Below are 16,108 nucleotides of genomic sequence, written 5' to 3'. Positions count from 1 at the left end.
CCTGCCACGCGGCGGCCATGAGCCCTCATACCAACTGGAAGGTATGCGCTCGGTGGAAACTCGTGCCTGTCGTGGAGGAGCTGACCTGTCAGCAGTCGCCGTCCGTGCGACGCGCTTGAATAGGGTCCGTCGCACCACTTTGACCGGGGGAGATCCACGCATGACAGTGGGCTCGTCAACGGGCTGCACCTGATGGTCGACGGAGGCACGGGCTCGGTCGAGGCGTACGACCCGAACGGCTGGGACCACGCCGCCGGCCACGTGGGCTGCGTGGCCGACTCGGCGTCGCAGGCGCTGGCCGCGTTCGCGCTGCTGGCCCTTTACGAGGAGCGCTTCGACGGCGGCGACGCGACGGCGCTGACCGAATTCACCGAGCTGCTGGAGGAGTTGGGCCTGCACCTGGACGACTACGACTTCTGGCAGAACGTGGTGGACGAGCTGCGCGAGGGCTACCTGAACCTCGACTGACGCCTTGCGGAGGGCCGGCCGCACCACCTCCGCCGGGTCGGCGACGGCGCGCGGCCCGGCGGTCTCCGGTGGCGGGGAGGGGGAAGCCGCCTCGTAGGCTGCGGGCATGTCATCCACCACACTCGCGCCTGGCCAGGCGCTTGACGCCCTCCTCAGGGGGAACCGGCGCTTCGTAGCCGGAACTCCCGACCATCCCAACCAGGACGCCGCGCGGCGGGCCGAGCTCGCGCCTGCCCAGAAGCCCTTCGCGGTCCTGCTGGGTTGCTCCGACTCCAGGCTGGCCGCCGAGATCATCTTCGACCAGGGGCTCGGTGACCTGTTCGTGGTCCGCACCGCCGGCCACGTCCTCGGGCCGGAGGTCCTGGGCAGCATCGAGTACGGCACGAGCGTGCTGGACTGCCGCCTCGTCGTCGTCCTGGGACATGACTCCTGCGGTGCCGTCGCAGCCGCACGCGCCGCTGTCGAGGAGGGGCTGTCCGCCACGGGATACGTCCGCGATGTCGTTGAGCGCGTCACCCCGAGCGTGCTCGCTGCCCGCGCGGCCGGCCTCACCTCGGACAGCGACTTCATCGACGCACACATACGGCACACCGTGGACCTGCTTCTGGACCGCTCCCGCGTCCTCGCCGACCAGGTCGCCGCAGGCCACACCGGCGTCGTGGGCCTCGCCTACCAACTCGCTGAAGGCAACGCCCGGCTCGTCACCGCGCACGGCATCCCGACCGCAGCGTCGTCCAGCGCACCGATCGGGCGTGCACTGCCCGCCTGAAAGGCAGCGCTGGACCACGTCCCGCCCGGGCACGGTCGGCGGGGGGCAGTCGGCTGACACTGCCGGGGGTGCCACCGCCGACCCATCGTGTCTCCGGGCTCACGTCGGACGGCCGTCGAGAGTATTGGGCGGCGCGGCGCGGCGGGGGTTTCCTGGCGTGGCGCTAGCGTCTCAAGGGTGACGGGTATCGATGCGGGCCGACGGTGGTCGGAGTCCATGCCGGCGGCGTACGAGCGGTACCTCGTGCCGGTGCTCTTCCGGCCCTTCGCCGAGGACCTGGCCGCCCGAGCGGGGGCCCTCCGCCCGCGGCGCATCCTCGAACTGGCCGCGGGGACGGGCGTGTTGACGTCCGAGCTGCTCGCGGTGGCACCGTCGGCCGTCGTGACAGCGAGCGACCTGAACACGGCCATGGTGGATTTCGGGTCGGCCCGGGTGCCGGGCGCGGTGTGGCGGCAGGCCGACGCTCAGCGACTTTCGTTCCCGGACGGGGCATTCGATCTCGTGATCTGCCAGTTCGGTGTGATGTTCTTCCCCGACCGGGTCGCGGCCTTCACCGAAGTCCGTCGGGTGCTGGCCCCAGGCGGCCGATTCCTGTTCAACACCTGGGGCCCGCTGGAGGCGCACGGCTTCGACGCCGCGGTGCAGGCGGCCCTGGAGCGGGCCTTCCCGGTCGATCCGCCGCGGTTCCTGCCGACGTTGCCGCACGGTTACGCGGACCCCGCCGTCGTGGCCGCTGACCTGGCGGCGGCCGGGTTCACGGTCGAGGAGGAGCAGGAGCTGACGCTTCAGGGCCGGGCCGCGTCGGCCGCCGACGTCGCCACCGGGTTCCTCACGGGGACGCCGGTGCGTGCGGCCGTCGAGGAGCGCGGCGACGGGCCCGCCGTCCGGGCCGCCATCATGGAGGAGACGACGGCCCGCCTGGGCGAGGGTCCGGTCACCGCCCCGATGACGGCGTACGTCTTCCGCAGCGCGGCCTGAACACAGGTTGCGCCCACTGTCCCGGACCCGGTCCGTCGTTGGAGCCCGGCTCGCTCTGAGGCTGAGGGCGCCGGGGGAGGGCTCGGCCTGTGAGCTGCGCCATTCGGGGGATGGTGGTCGGACAGCCACGGCTCCGGGCGGCAAGGAGAGGAGAGTGGGTGTGTGAGCCCGCCTGCGGGGTGGCTGTCAACGGGAGTTGCGGGTGAACGCTTCGCTTTCGGATGTCCAGCGCACAGCGATCGCGGCGATCGTCCGGGCCGTGGACGAGGGGCGCGGACACTGTGTCATCAGGCTGTTGGACGAGTTCGTGCGGGAGGCCGACCTGACCGCGCTGTTCGCCTTGCGCGAGGCCTTGCACGATGCCAGGACCAGCCGCGAGGACCGCTCGTGGTCTTTCAGCTCATGGTGAGAATCACTGTGATGTCTTTCGGCCCACCCCAGACTGGCCGACCGTCACCGCACGCTTCCCTCGCAGGAGGGACTTGAGGGTACGAAGCCCCCCCGCCAGGGCCCCTGCCACCGGTTCACCCGGCTGGCTGACCCCGTTGGCAGCCGGGCCGGGTGCTCGGCTTGCTGGACGGATGAGAGAGCGATCACCGAGCGCATCCCGGACACAGAACCTGGAGACCCCGCGGGCGGCGGGGGTGGCGGGCATCGTCTTCGCGGTCCTGCTGGCGGCTGCGATCGTGCTGGCCCGGATCGGTCTGCCGGAAGGAGCAGGCGGCTCCACCGTGCGGCTCGACGCGGGACAGCGCGACGAGGTGAACACGGCGGTGGAACTCATCCCCTTCGCCGGCATCGCCTTCCTCTGGTTCATGGGCGCCGTGCGCGCGCATACCGGTGCGGCCGAGGACCGGTTCGTCGCCACCGTCTTCCTGGGCAGCGGACTGGTCTTCGTCGCCTCCCTCTTCGCCGCCGCCGCGGCCGCCGGGACCGTGCTCGCCGCCCATCAGCCCCAGGACTTCGGCCGGCACTTCGGGTACGAGCTGCTCACGACGTACGGCATGCGGATGGCCGCCGTCTTCGTATTCGCGACGTCCACCATCGGGCGCAGGCTGGGCACGTTCCCGCGCGGCTTGAGCCTGGCCGGGGTGGTGGCCGGTCTGGTCCTCCTGGTGGTGGGGTCCTCCGTGCCGTGGTCCGAGCTGGTATTTCCCGCCTGGGCCCTCCTCATCAGCGTGTACATGCTGTGGGCCGACCGACGCGCCCCGTGAAGGCCCGTGGCGGCGCGGCCGTCACCCCGAATGTCCGCGTGGACGGGCCGAAACGGCGCGCGTCGGGCAGGCTGGTCCGGGGAGCCGAGGGGGTCACCGAGAGGACCGCACGTTGCTGAGGCTTGTCGTCGATCTCAACCGGTGCCAGGGATACGCGCAGTGCGCCTTCCTCGCGCCCGATGTCTTCGCGATGCACGGGGACGAGGGGCTCCTCTACGACCCCCAGGCCGAGGAGGAACAGCGCGAGCGGTTGGCGCAGGCCGCCGCCGCGTGCCCCGTCCAGGCCATCCTCGTGGACGACCTGGACCGCGACCGGACCCGCGAACAGGACCAGGACCGGACGGGCGCCGCGGAGGCTCCCGATGCATGAAGCAACCCTGGAGCACCTCAAGCGCGACGGCCGGATCGTCGTGGTGGGGGCCTCGCTCGCCGGCCTGCGCGCCGCCGAGACCATCCGCGACAAGGGTTTCACCGGCTCGCTGACCATGATCGGCGACGAGCCGTACGAGCCCTACGACCGCCCGCCCCTCTCCAAGGGGGTCCTGCTCGGCAAGTCGAGGGCCGAGCGCACCGCGCTGCCCCGCCGCCGCGACATCGACGCCGAGTGGCGGCTCGGCGTACCGGCCGTCGGCCTCGACATGGCGGCCCGGCGGGTCAAGCTGGCCGACGGGGACGAGGTCCCGTACGACCGGCTGCTGATCGCCACCGGCGTACGGGCCCGGCCCTGGCCGAACGCGGAAGAGGGCGAACTCGACGGCGTGTTCGTGCTGCGCACCCGCGACGACGGCGCGGCGCTGGCGGGGCGACTGGACGCGGGGCCCCGCCGGGTCCTGGTGATCGGCGCCGGTTTCACCGGCTCGGAGATCGCCTCGGCGTGCCGGGAGCGCGGGCTGGAGGTCACCGTCGCCGAACGCGGCGACGCGCCCCTGGTCGGGGCGCTGGGCGGGGTGATCGGGGCCGTGGCCGCCGAGCTCCAGCGAGAGCAGGGCGTCGACCTGCGCACCGGCGTCATGGTCACCGCACTGGAGGGCGACTCCACCGGACGCGTACGGGCCGCGCACCTCTCCGACGGCACCACGCTGGATTGCGACGTGGTGGTCGTGTCGTTGGGTGCCCAGCGCAACACCGAGTGGCTGGCGGGCTCGGGGCTCGGCGCGGGTCCGCGCGGCATCGCCTGCGACGCGGGCTGCCGGGCCTTCGACATCCGGGGCATCGTCACCGACGACATCTACGTGGCGGGGGACGTGGCCCGCTCCCCGCACCCCTTGTTCGGGTACCAGTTCCTTTCCCTGGAGCACTGGGGCAATGCCGTCTCCCAGGCGGAGACCGCGGCGCACAACATGCTCAGCGTGAGCACCGACCGGCGCCCGCACATCTGGGTGCCGGCCTTCTGGTCCTCGCAGTTCGGCGTCAACATCAAATCCGTCGGCGTTCCGTCGATGGGCTCCGAAATCATGATCACGCAGGGTTCGCGCGCGGAGCGCCGCTTCACCGGTGTCTACGGGTATCAGGGCCGCGTCATCGGGGCCGTCACCTTCGACAACTGCCGGTGGCTGCCGTTCTACCAGCAGCAGATCGAGAGCACCGCACCCTTCCCGGTGCCGTTCCCGACGGTCGACCGGCGCTCCGACGGCCACCGTCCCGTCCCCGCCGACTTCCCCGACCCGTCCGTGCCCACGCACGGGCCGACCATCACCCTCAGCGGATACTCGCCGGCCGACCGGCGGATGACGTTCACCCCCGCCGGGCACTGACCCGCAGGCCCCCGGAGGACCGCAATGACCCAAGGCATCCTGAGCGAGATCCTGGACTACGCCAACCGCGCGAACCCGTACCCCCTGTACGAGGAACTGCGCAAGACTCCCGTCTTCCACGACGGGAGCGGGCCGTACGTCATCAGCACCTACTACGAGATCCAGAGCCTGTTGCACGACCCGCGGCTCAGCTCCGACACCCGCAACCTGGCCGCGACGGCCAAGGATCCGCTGGCCGAGGGCGCCGAGGAGGAGGCCGCGGCCCTGCCGCCGAGCTTCCTCAAGCTGGATCCTCCCGAACATGACCGGCTCCGCCGGATGACCAACCGGCCCTTCGGGCCGCCGCACTCCCCGCGCCGCGTCGACGGGATGCGGGACGACCTCCGCTCCATCGTCACCGGGCTGATCGACAACCTCGGAGACCCCGGAAGCATTGACCTGGTCGACCAGTTCGCCTACCCGTTCCCCGTGACCATGATCTGCCGGCTGCTGGGGGTGCCGCACGAGGACGAGCCCCGCTTCCACGTCTGGGCCGACATCCTCGCCGCGAGCCTGGACCCCGATCCGGACGCGGACCCCGCCGCAAGGCAGCGCAAGACCCACGACTCCCGGATGGAACTGGGCATGTACCTGGCCGGTCTCATCGAGGAGCGGCGCAAGCAGCCCGGAGACGACATGCTGTCCCAACTGGCCACGGGGCACGGGCAGGACGAGTCCATGTCGACCATGGAACTGCTCAGCACCGCCGCGCTGCTGCTGATCGCCGGCCACGAGACGACGGTCAACCTGATCACGAACGGGATGCTCACGCTGCTGCGCAACCCCGACGTACTGGAACGGCTGCGCCGGGACCCGGCGCTCGCGGCACCGCTGGTGGAGGAGCTGCTGCGGTTCGAACCGCCGGTCCAACTGCTGCCCCAGCGCACCCCGCTCGTCGACATCGAGGTGCGTGGCATCACCATCCCCAAGGGCTCCTCGATGTGGCTGATCCTCGCCTCGGGAAACCGCGACCCCCAGCGCTTCGAGAACCCCGACCGCTTCGACCCGGACCGCCCGGACATCCAGCACCTGGGCCTCGGCAGCGGCATCCACAGCTGCTTCGGCGCCCCCCTGGCCCGCCTGGAGGCCCAGCTCGCCCTCACCGAACTGGCCCGCCGCCTCCACAACCCCCGCCTACTGGAGGACCCGCCCCCCTACCGCCAGAACGCCGTCCTCCGCGGCCCCCGCCACCTCCGCATCGCCTGCGACGAAGTCCGCGCCTAGACCCTGGGCGGGCCCCGGGGGCGGGTCCTTTCGAGTGCGCCGAGTACGGCTTCCCACCGCCGTTCCTCGCGACGACCGCCGCCGTACGCCGACCGCAACACCGCAGCGCTCAAGGAGGCCTTGGATGACCTCCTCGCCGATCTGAAGTAGGAGCGACCGGCGGGGACGTGCGTCCAGACAACAACGTGTGCTGTTCGGTGAGGATGGGCCACGTCCGGCGGATCCGGTCGTCGGTCATCGCTGATGTGTGTGCCACGGGGAACTGCTCCAGGCCGAAGCCGAGCAGCAGAACCTCGGCGTAGTGATGGCGGGCGGCGGGTCCGATGTCGTGCGCTCGGATCGTCGGACCGCACCAGAAGTCCGGCCGCGCCCGGCAGGTCGTCCGCGTCGAGGACACGCACCGGCAGCCCCATCACCCGCGCGAGCCAGGGCATGGCGTTCGGCGCTCTCGCCGTCATGGACGGCGCTGTGCCAAAGGTCCTGTGGCGAGGGCGGGTTCTGGGGCATCGCCATCGGGTGCTGGTGTGTGGGGGCTGTCGGCAATGAGCGGTGTGGGGTTGAGGGCTGCGGTGAGGTGGTGGCGGAGCAGGCGGCCGAGTTTGCGGTCGACCAGGCGGTTCAGCGCGGCGGCCAGGAGGAGGGAGAAGAGGAGCCCGAGGGCGATCGAGGGGAGCAGGCCGAGGCCGGGGGCGGTCTTGAGGATGCCGCGGGTGACGGGTATGCCGAGGCTTTGGTGGACCAGGTAGAAGGGGTAGGTCAGGGCGCCCGCGTAGACGAGGGTTCGCCATTGGAGGTGGCGCAGCGGGCCGGGGCCGGCCAGGGCGAGCAGGAGGAGGAAGCCGGTGAGGACGGCCGCGCTGACCGCCCAGTTGGAGCCGGCGTGTCCGGCGACACGGTCGTCCAGGACGGTGAGGGTGTAGCACCAGGCGAAGCCGGCCAGGAGCCACAGGAGAAGGTTGGGTCCGAAGCGGTGCATCAGGTGGAGCGCGATACCGGCCACGAAGAGCCCGGCGTACTGGCTGAGCAGGAACTCGTCCAGGACGGTGGAGTGCAGTTCGCGGCCGATGGACGCCAGGACGAGCCAGAGGAAGCCGAAGGCTATGACACGCCGGTACGTGAGGCCGATCAGCAGCAGCGCGCCCATGAGCAGGTAGAAGCGGGCTTCCACCCAGAGCGTCCAGGCGACGCCGGCGGTGAAATCCAGGCCGAGCGGGCTGGGAATCATCGTCAGGTTGCCGAGGGTGGTGCGCAGGTCCGTGGGCGCTCCTGAACGCTGTCCGGCGAGCACGGTGACGGTACCCGTGGCGACGATGATCAGGACGACGGCCCAGTACAGCGGGAAGAGCCGGGAGATACGGGAGACGGCGAACTGCGCCGGGGTGCGGCCCCAGCAGCTCATGCAGATGACGAAGCCGCTGATCAGAAAGAACGCCTCGACGCCGAGCCAGCCGTATCCGCTGACCGCGTGGAGAAGTGGTGCAGCCTGCGGGAGGTCGTGGGCCTCGCCCCAGAAACGGGGGGTCGGGGTGCCCAGGTAGTGGTAGGCCGCCACGGCTGCTGCTGCGAGCATCCGCAGCCCGTCGACTGCGGCCAGACGCCCGCCCCCGGCTGAAGCACGGTTCACGCGTTGCTCGACAGCCTGGACTGGCCGGAGCCGGCTGCCGGTGCCTTCGGTGCGTACGGACACGGGCATGGAAACTCCTGTGACGAGGCGGCCGGTCGAAGAAGGGCTGGCTGTAAGGGGAAGGGAGGGGCCTGACGCCTCGTCGTCGGCGGCAGGGGCGGCGAGGCGGGGAGTCGGCTCTGTACCGGGGCGGCGATGCGCAGCGCATGTGGTCATTTCCCCGGCTGTTTCACGATCGCCGAAGTCGAATAGCCACAACCCGCATCACGGGGGCCATCACCCGGCGGGTGAAACTCCGGTGTGCGCGCCCGACGTTGCACCTCGGTCTGTTCTGCCTGGCAACGGTGGGCGAACTCCCCAGTGTTCAGGCCGGGTTCACCGTGTCGGAGCCGCTGCGGCGGCGCAGTCGCAGGGCGACGGCGGTGACAGCGAGAGCGCCGAGGGCGGTGAGGATGTCGTCGCTCTGCGCCCATCCGGAGAAGTAGAGGATGACGAGGAACGGTGCGGCGGCGCAGGCGAGTTGGGCTGTGGTGCGGATCCCGGCGACGGCCCGGCGGCCCGCCAGGAGCAGGGCTGCGGCCATCGGGACGCCGAACCTCCAGGGCAGGAGCAGGCCGATGCCGAGCGGGTCGATCACGGTGACCGCGGCCACCAGAAGGACGGCCCACGCCACCAGCGCGAGCACTCCTGCCATGCCGCGCACCCGGTGGGCCGGGCGGAGGTCGGGCGGGCAGGCGAGGGGGAGTGCGGCGATCAGGATCGGTGCGAGCAGGAAGCCCACAAGTTCCCATCGCAGGTCGGGCGGCATGCGCCAGACCGGGCAGAGGAAGGCGACCGAACTGCCCACCGCCCCGGTGACCGCGCACAGCACCCCGGGCAGGTAGCGTCCGGCCAGCGCGACCACCGCGCCCATCAAGGTCAGCAGGTAGCAGCCGTTCATCAGGGTCACGAGCGGACCCATGTCACCTGCGGTTCCTGCGGTGCGCATGACGTACCAGTCGCCGATACTCCCGATGAGGTTGAAGGCGGCGTACGTGGCCGTCGCAGCCAGGCCGAAGGGGGCGACGGCCGCGAAAAGCCGTCCGCCCGGGTGCGCGGAGCCGACGCCGAGGCGCAGCCGCAGGGCGTGCGTGACTATGTCGGCCGTCTCGCGGAGGCGGGCGCCGCGGCCCGCTCCCTCGGTCGCCTCCCGGTAGGACTCGGCGATCTCGTCGCCGAAGGCGCGGCGGAAGCCGACCGGATACAGGTGCAGCAGTACGGGGTTCACGCGGTGGCCGCCTTGCCGGTGGCTCCCAGGCGCCGGGTGGCCTCGCGGGCGGTGGCCGCGATCCGCTCGGCCTCGACAGCCAGTGCCGAACGGCCAGGAGGGGTCAAGGTGTAGGTGCGCCGCAGTCGGCTGTCGACGACCTCCTCCTTGTGCACCTCGATCAGGCCCTGCTGAAGCAGGCGCTCCAGCGCCCCGTAGAGCGTGCCGGTCCGCATCTTCACCCGCCCGCCCGAGATCGTCTCCACCTCACGCGCGATCGCGTAGCCGTGACGTGGCTTGTCCGCGAGCGCGGTGAGGAGAAGCAGGGTCGGTTCCTGCATCGCACGGTCAGTCATGGAACCAGAGTATGTCAGTCACCGGCATATACGGAAACTGGATCCGCGTCTGCCATGACCCTGCTCCCGTGCGAACCGGCGCCCCTTCATCGCGATGACCCGCGATGAGAGGATCACCGCGTGCTCGGATCAGGGCCTTGGCGAGATGGGGTAGGGGAGACGCCATGGGGTTGGGAACGGTAGTTGTCACCGGTGCGGCCGGGAGTATCGGTCGGGTTGTACGGCGGGCGTTGCGCGGCGAGGTGGGCCAGTTGGTTCTGCTCGATCGGGTTGCGATCCAGCAGGAGGCAGCCAACGAAGTGGTCCACACGGTCGACCTGCGGGATGCGCCCGCTGTGGAGGCCGCACTGTCGGGCGCGGACGCGGTGCTCCACCTGGGCGGGCTGCCGGACGAGGCGCCGCTGCCCGACCTCCTGGAAGCCAATGTGCTGGGTAGCCACAACGTCTTGGAAGCTGCCCGGCGCACCGCGGTTCCGCGCGTGGTGCTGGCCAGCAGCAACCGCGTGACCGGTTTCTACCCCACGGCCCACCTCACCGGTCCCCAGGATCCGGTGCGCCCGGACGGTCTGTACGGGGTGAGCAAGGCAGCCATCGAGGCCCTGGGGCAGCTGTATGCCGACAAGTTCGGCCTCTCTGTGATCTGCCTGCGCATCGGCAGCTTCGAGGAGACACCCACTGAGCCCCGCCACCTCGCGACGTGGCTGAGCCCGCGTGATGCCGTCGGCTTCAGCCGGGCCGCGCTCATCTCTCCGCTCTCCACCCGGTTCGCCACGGTGTACGCCGTCTCTGCCAACACCCGCCGCTTCTGGCAACTTCCCGCGGAGTCTGAACTGGACTACATGCCCGTCGACAACGCCGAGCTCTATGCGGCACACATCACCGGCGCCGACACGCCTGCCGACCCCTCAGCTCCGCAAGCCGGCCCGTATGCCCTGCCCGAATTCACGTTGAAGCACATCCGGCCCTGACCTTCATCGCTCGGGCACTCGCTCATGACGCGTCCGCATGAGGAGGTGATTACTTCCGCCTGACGGACAACGGCTACCCGGCTCCGGCGGCGGGTGTCGTATGGGGCTCGGTCGCGCCGTGCCTACGTCGGACCGTCGCTCAGGACGCGATCGAGTGCTGCCCGGCCTGCGGGTCCCCATGTCGGTTTGCCGCCGGGAAGGCCTCGGTCGCCGCTCTGGCCCATGAGCATGAGGAACAGGCTCTTGAGGGCGGCCAGTCCGCGGGCGCGCCGGATGGTCCCTGCGTCTGCCTGCGCGTACGCGGTGAAGAACCGCGAGGCGCAGCCTGCGGGTAGGAGTACCCATGCGGCGGCGAGGTCCCACGCCGGATCGCCGGCGAACAGGGCACCGAAGTCGACGATGCCCGAGAGTGTTCCGTCCGTGACGACGACGTTCGCGGGATGAAGGTCGCCGTGCACCCAGAGTGGCGGGCCTGCCCACTCTGGGGCCGCGGCGGCGTCGTCCCAGACAGCCCGGACGTCGTCGGCGAGGTCGTCGGGGACGACGGCGTGGAAGAAGTGGTCGAAGCCGTCCGTGCACTTCTTGGGGTGTTCGCCGCGGTCCTCACTGATCGGCGCCTCGGCGGGCGCCTCCACGTGGAGCGCTGTGAGGAAGCCCGCCAGTGTGTCGGCCGCGTGGTGGCCGCGGCTGATGGAGGTGTGGTCGAGCGGGTCGCCGGGGACCCACGTCATGATGGTCCAGTGCTTGGGGAAGCGCTCGGACGGTTCGCCGAACCGCACCGGGGTCGGCACCGGGAGTGGCAGGCGCGGGGCCAGTACGGGTAGCCACCGCCGCTCCTTGAGCTGGAGCTCTGGGGTGGGGTCCATGCGCTGCATGCGCACGGCCAACTCGTCCCCGAGGCGCCACATTTGGTTGCCCCAGCCGCCCGCCACCTCGCGGATGGCCAGTCCTGCGAGGTCCGGATGCTGTTCCTGCAGCAGGTCGCGGACCAGGTTCGCGGTGATCTCGATCTCGGCGTCGGTCATGCGAAGCCACACTACTGGGGCAGGATGTTGACCTGCTGTCGCTGCCCACAGCCGGCGACCCGCAGCAACACTTCGGGCACCTCCGCCCCGGCGGTGACGCCGCGTCAGCCCAGCGCGCGGTCGAGGTTGAAGGCGGCGCTGATCAGCGAGAGGTGGGTGAAGGCCTGGGGGAAGTTGCCCAGTTGTTCGCCGGTCGGGCCGATCTCCTCGGCGAACAGACCCAGGTGGTTGGCGTAGGTGAGCATCTTCTCGAAGGCGAGCCGGGCCTCCTCAAGGCGTCCTGCACGGGCCAGCGCCTCCACGTACCAGAACGAGCAGATCGAGAAGGTGCCCTCGGAGCCGTGCAGGCCGTCCGGGCTGGCGGTCGGGTCGTAGCGGTAGACCAGCGAGTCGGACACCAGGTCCGTGGTGAGCGCGTCCAGGGTGGAGAGCCACTTGGGGTCGGTGGGCGAGATGAACTTGGCCATCGGCATCATCAGCAGCGAGGCGTCCAGCACGCTGTCGTCCAGAGCCTGGACGAACGCGCCCCGCTCGACCGACCAGCCGCGCTGCATGATCTGCCGGTAGATCGCGTCCCGGGACTCCCGCCAGCGTGGCAGGTCGGCCGGCAGGCCACGCCGGTTCGCCATGCGCATCGCCCGCTCCAGTGCCACCCAGCACATCAGCCGCGAGTACACGAAGTCCCTCCGGCCCCCGCGGGTCTCCCAGATTCCCTCGTCGGGCTGGTCCCAGTGCTCGCAGAGCCAGTCCGCCATCGCGCCGACCTCGTCCCAGCGGGCGCTGCTGATCGGCTGCCCCCACTTGTCGTACAGATAGATGGAGTCGATCAGGGCTCCGTAGATGTCCAGCTGAAGCTGGCCGGTGGCGGCGTTGCCCACCCGGACCGGCGCGGAGCCGAGGTAGCCCTCCAGGTGCGGGAGCTCGTACTCGGGCAGCTCGCTGCGCCCGTCGATGCCGTACATGATCTGCAACGGGCCGGTCGCACCGGTGCCGCGCATGATGCCGCGCTCGCCGAGGAACCCCATGAACGCCTCGGCCTCCGAGGTGAACCCGAGGCGCAGCATGGCGTAGACGCAGAAGGCGGCGTCGCGGACCCAGACGTAGCGGTAGTCCCAGTTGCGCCCGCCGCCGATCTGCTCGGGCAGGCTGGTGGTCGGTGCGGCGACGATCGCACCGGTCGGCGCGTAGGTGAGGAGCTTCAGCACCAGCGCGGAGCGGTGCACCATCTCCCGCCACCGCCCGTGGTACTGAGAACCGGCCAGCCAGTGGCGCCAGAACCGGACGGTCGCCTCGGCCTGCTCATGCGCCTCGGCGCGCGGGCACGACCGGGGCGGGACGTTGTCGCCGATCTGGTCGAGGGCGAACACGTGGGACTCGCCCTCAAGGAGCTTGAAGTGCGACCACACGTCTAGGCCGTCGCTTTCCAGGGGAGCGGTGGCGGTCAGCGCGAGCGTCAGTGACGGGGCGCGGAACACCGCTGCGTGGCCTTCGAGGTGCGTGGTGTGCGCTTCTGCGCCGTAGCCGAAGCGGGGGGCGATCCGCGCCCTGAACGGGAGGGTTCCCCGGACGCAGATCACCCGCCGGATCAGCCGGTGCCGGGCTGTCTCGGACGACTCGTCGGCCACGGGCATGAAGTCCTGGATCTCCGCCACCCCGTCCGCGGCGAAGAACCGCGTGATCAGCACGTTCGTGTCGGGGAAGTAGAACTGCCGGGTGCGTGTCGAGACCTCGGCGGCCAACTCGAACGATCCGCCCCGGTCGGCGTCGAGGATGGACCCGAAGACACTGGGCGAATCGAAGCGCGGGCAGCAGTACCAGTCGATGGTGCCGTTCGTGCCGACCAGGGCGGTCGTACGAAGATCGCCGATCAGGCCGTGCTCGGAGATCGGCATGTAGCGGTAGCTGTCGGCCTGCTCGAAGCCGGCCGTGTCGAACGCCATGCGGGCCTCCTCGCGCCGATGCGCGGCCCTGGAGGTGAAGCCGTGCTTTCATGCTAGACCCCTACTTCGAGGCGGGGGCCTGACGGAGCCGAGCGGCCGGGACCCGGCGGCCGGGCTCGCTTGTCGCCAGGTACGAGATCCCTGTCTAGCGAGGCTCGGCCGGCCAGCCGAGGGCCCGGAAGACGGCGACGGGGTCCAGGTAGTCCCGCCAGTGCGTTACCTGCCGGTCCTTGACGGTGATCACGGAGACGAAGTGGTTGTCGTAGGCGTGTCCGGTGTGGACCGCCCGCCCGTGCACGGCGTACTCCAGGACGACGACGGATGTCGCGGGGGCGTGGTGGACGGCGAGTTCGTCCGCGCTGTGCAGGACGATGACGTCGCCGTAGCCGCGGTACAGGTCGGCGACCGCTCGTCGGCCTTGGACGCGGCGCGGGTAGCCGGGGGCAGAGACCACGTATTCGACGACCACGTCCTCGGCCAGGAGGTCGAAGAAGTGCTCGCCGTCGACCAGGCCCGCCAGCCCCACTTGGATGATGAGGAAGAACGGGTCCAGCGCCGCGAAGTCGGTGATGTCGCCCACGGGCCCGGTCACCGGCCCGCCGTCCAGGCGTGGGCCTCGCGTCGGGCGAAGTCGAGAAAGGCGGTCGGGGGCCGGCCGGTGACCCTCTCGACGTCGGCGTTGGGAGTGGAGCCGTCGCCGGAGCTGATGGTGCCGGTCAGCCAGCGGAGCAGCACCGCATAGTCGGCGGGGATGACACCGGCGGCGACGGCGCCTTCGATCCACAGCTCGGGGTCGGGGTCGTGGTGCGCGACGGGTCGGCCGGTCACGGCGGTGATGGTCTCGGCGACTTCGGCGACGGTGAGGGCCTGCGGGCCGGTGGGTGCGTAGTGGGCGCCGGCGTGGGTGGCGGGGGCGAGCAGCGTCTCGGCGGCGACGGCGGCGATGTCGTCCGCGTCGACGAAGGCCTCGGTGCCGCCGCCGGTGGGGACCGTGATGGCCCCGTTGACGACCGGAAGGTGGGCGTCGGCGAAGTTCTGCATCACCCAGGCGGGGCGCAGGACGCAATGTGTGACGTTGCCGCGGGCGGCGAGGTCGGCCTCGACGGCTCCGATGTCGGCCTGGGGCGGTGCCTTGTCGGCGCCGTAGGTGCTGAGGTAGGTGACGTGGCGTACGCCTGCGGCTTCGGCGAGATCGAGGAAGGCGGCGACCTGGTCGGCGTACGTGACACGCATGACGGGGGTGACGAGGTAGAGGCGGTCGACCCCGGTCAGGGCGCCGGGGTGGGTGGCCGGGTCGTCCCAGTCGAAGTGCACGTCGGCGCCGTGGCGCGCCGCGGTGCGGGTGGCCAGGCCGCCTTCGGCGAGTTTCTTCGCCAAGCCCGAACCGGTGCGGCCGGTGCCGCCGAGGATGAGAGCGGTCTGTGGTGATCCAGTCATGAGTCCATCGTGAGAGTAGTGATGGAGCGGATCAATGTGTGAATCACTCAACTCTTTATGCCAAACGATCGTTCCGTTGTCAGGTGTGGTCGTCCTGTCGATACTGAGTGAGTGGACATACTGCATGATCACCTGGCACGGGCGCGCGCCGGCGGCGCGGTCTTCGCCCGGACGGTCGCCGAGCCGCCGTGGGGGCTGCGGCTGGCCGGCTCGATCCAGCTGGCCGTGCACACAGTGGTGCGCGGCCGGGGATGGCTGTGGCTGGACGATCCGGGCCGCGCGGTGGAACTCGTGCCCGGAGAGGTGACGCTGGTGCGCGGCGGACCGGACCATCACATCGGGCACGAGGCGGGCACCGACTGCCTCGAACCGGAGGAGTTCCGGGCCCGGCACGCCCACGACGCGCAGGCCGACAACCCCCGGGCGACGGTGTTCCTCTGCGGCGCCTACCGGTTCACCGGCGACATCGGCAACGGGCTGTTGGAGGCACTGCCCCAGGTCCTCACCCTGCAAGCGGCGGTCGGCGACCCGCTGCGGGACGTGATCGGGCTGCTCTCCCACGAGCTGGCCACCCCCGAGCCGGGCCAACCCACCGTGCTCGACCGGCTTCTGGACGTCCTCCTCGTCCTGGCCATCCGCAGCGACTTCCGCCGCAGCCCCACAGCCCCCCGCTGGTACCGGGCCCTGGCCGACCCCCGCCTGAGCGCCGCGCTGCAGGCCATCCACGAGAACGTCGGCCGCGACTGGTCGGTTCCCGAACTCGCAGCGATCAGTGGCCTGTCGCGGGCCGCTTTCGCCCGGACCTTCCGCGACGCGCTCGGCCAGACCCCCATGCAGTACCTGACCGACTGGCGCATGGCCCTCGCCCGTGACCACCTGCGCAGCGGCGAACTCGGCATGGCGGCCATCGCCCGCACGATCGGCTACAGCTCGCCCTACGCGTTCGCCGCCGCCTTCCGCCGCCACCACGGCGAACCCCCTGGAGCCTGGCGGCAACGGGAGGCGCTGCGCGAGCGGGAACTCCCCCTCCTCGGTTCCGCCACACACTGACCCCGCCCGCCTGGGT

17 protein-coding genes are annotated in these 16,108 nt (G+C 70.8%); 10 read left to right on the top strand and 7 right to left on the bottom strand.

Annotated features, from left to right (window positions below):
- Positions 1–192: 192 nt before the first annotated feature.
- From ADK54_RS20450 to ADK54_RS20415, 8 genes are all read left to right on the top strand, one after another.
- Positions 193–468, top strand: a complete 276-nt coding sequence (locus ADK54_RS20450; protein ID WP_053727107.1) for a hypothetical protein — start codon at positions 193–195, stop codon at positions 466–468.
- A gap of 106 nt (positions 469–574) precedes the next feature.
- Positions 575–1,237, top strand: a complete 663-nt coding sequence (locus ADK54_RS20445; RefSeq protein ID WP_053727106.1) for a carbonic anhydrase — start codon at positions 575–577, stop codon at positions 1,235–1,237.
- A gap of 216 nt (positions 1,238–1,453) precedes the next feature.
- A complete protein-coding gene (locus ADK54_RS20440; RefSeq protein ID WP_053727105.1) occupies positions 1,454–2,215 on the top strand; it encodes a class I SAM-dependent methyltransferase in 762 nt (253 codons plus the stop codon).
- Positions 2,216–2,417: 202 nt separating this feature from the next.
- Positions 2,418–2,624 (top strand): hypothetical protein, encoded by a 207-nt coding sequence (locus tag ADK54_RS20435; RefSeq protein ID WP_053727104.1) that lies wholly within the window; start codon positions 2,418–2,420, stop codon positions 2,622–2,624.
- Between the two features lie 172 nt (positions 2,625–2,796).
- Positions 2,797–3,429: a hypothetical protein gene (locus tag ADK54_RS20430; RefSeq protein WP_053727103.1), complete on the top strand. Its 633-nt coding sequence runs from the start codon at positions 2,797–2,799 to the stop codon at positions 3,427–3,429.
- Between the two features lie 115 nt (positions 3,430–3,544).
- The gene (locus ADK54_RS20425; protein ID WP_053727122.1) at positions 3,545–3,799 is read left to right on the top strand and encodes a ferredoxin; all 255 of its coding nucleotides are present in this window, start codon (positions 3,545–3,547) and stop codon (positions 3,797–3,799) included.
- Positions 3,792–5,183, top strand: a complete 1,392-nt coding sequence (locus ADK54_RS20420) for an NAD(P)/FAD-dependent oxidoreductase (protein ID WP_053727102.1) — start codon at positions 3,792–3,794, stop codon at positions 5,181–5,183. The genes ADK54_RS20425 and ADK54_RS20420 overlap by 8 nt, the downstream gene beginning before the upstream one ends.
- 24 nt (positions 5,184–5,207) lie before the next feature.
- Complete coding sequence (locus ADK54_RS20415) at positions 5,208–6,446, top strand: cytochrome P450 (RefSeq protein WP_053727101.1); 1,239 nt, start codon at positions 5,208–5,210, stop codon at positions 6,444–6,446.
- A 454-nt stretch (positions 6,447–6,900) separates the two neighbouring features.
- On the opposite strand, the gene ADK54_RS20410 is transcribed toward ADK54_RS20415, so the two are convergent.
- From ADK54_RS20410 to ADK54_RS20400, 3 genes are all read right to left on the bottom strand, one after another.
- Entirely contained in the window at positions 6,901–8,139 is a 1,239-nt protein-coding gene (locus ADK54_RS20410) for an acyltransferase family protein (RefSeq protein ID WP_078966496.1), read from the bottom strand.
- A 295-nt stretch (positions 8,140–8,434) separates the two neighbouring features.
- The gene (locus tag ADK54_RS20405) at positions 8,435–9,337 is read right to left on the bottom strand and encodes a hypothetical protein (RefSeq protein WP_053727100.1); all 903 of its coding nucleotides are present in this window, start codon (positions 9,335–9,337) and stop codon (positions 8,435–8,437) included.
- Positions 9,334–9,672: a PadR family transcriptional regulator gene (locus ADK54_RS20400; protein ID WP_053727099.1), complete on the bottom strand. Its 339-nt coding sequence runs from the start codon at positions 9,670–9,672 to the stop codon at positions 9,334–9,336. The genes ADK54_RS20405 and ADK54_RS20400 overlap by 4 nt, the downstream gene beginning before the upstream one ends.
- A 104-nt stretch (positions 9,673–9,776) precedes the next feature.
- On the opposite strand from ADK54_RS20400, the gene ADK54_RS20395 reads away from it, so the two are divergent.
- Complete coding sequence (locus tag ADK54_RS20395) at positions 9,777–10,640, top strand: NAD(P)-dependent oxidoreductase (RefSeq protein WP_324610183.1); 864 nt, start codon at positions 9,777–9,779, stop codon at positions 10,638–10,640.
- Positions 10,641–10,762: 122 nt separating this feature from the next.
- On the opposite strand, the gene ADK54_RS20390 is transcribed toward ADK54_RS20395, so the two are convergent.
- The 4 genes from ADK54_RS20390 to ADK54_RS20375 all read right to left on the bottom strand — a co-directional run bounded on the left by ADK54_RS20390 (position 10,763) and on the right by ADK54_RS20375 (position 15,042).
- Positions 10,763–11,665, bottom strand: a complete 903-nt coding sequence (locus ADK54_RS20390) for an aminoglycoside phosphotransferase family protein (protein ID WP_053727097.1) — start codon at positions 11,663–11,665, stop codon at positions 10,763–10,765.
- A 104-nt stretch (positions 11,666–11,769) separates the two neighbouring features.
- Complete coding sequence (locus ADK54_RS20385) at positions 11,770–13,605, bottom strand: glycoside hydrolase family 15 protein (RefSeq protein ID WP_053727096.1); 1,836 nt, start codon at positions 13,603–13,605, stop codon at positions 11,770–11,772.
- Between the two features lie 145 nt (positions 13,606–13,750).
- Positions 13,751–14,197: a nuclear transport factor 2 family protein gene (locus ADK54_RS20380; RefSeq protein WP_053727095.1), complete on the bottom strand. Its 447-nt coding sequence runs from the start codon at positions 14,195–14,197 to the stop codon at positions 13,751–13,753.
- Positions 14,194–15,042 carry an NmrA family NAD(P)-binding protein gene (locus tag ADK54_RS20375; RefSeq protein WP_053727094.1) on the bottom strand — a complete coding sequence of 283 codons (849 nt, stop codon included), beginning with the start codon at positions 15,040–15,042 and terminating at the stop codon, positions 14,194–14,196. Before ADK54_RS20375 ends, ADK54_RS20380 begins: the two co-directional genes overlap by 4 nt.
- Before the next feature lie 111 nt (positions 15,043–15,153).
- Between ADK54_RS20375 and ADK54_RS20370 the strand changes: the two genes are divergently transcribed.
- Positions 15,154–16,092: an AraC family transcriptional regulator gene (locus ADK54_RS20370; protein ID WP_053727093.1), complete on the top strand. Its 939-nt coding sequence runs from the start codon at positions 15,154–15,156 to the stop codon at positions 16,090–16,092.
- The last annotated feature ends 16 nt before the right edge of the window (positions 16,093–16,108 follow it).

The organism is Streptomyces sp. WM6378 (assembly GCF_001279695.1).
Lineage (GTDB): Bacteria > Actinomycetota > Actinomycetes > Streptomycetales > Streptomycetaceae > Streptomyces.
Note: the sequence above shows the minus strand (reverse complement) of the source record. Positions and strands in the feature narration are given on the sequence as shown.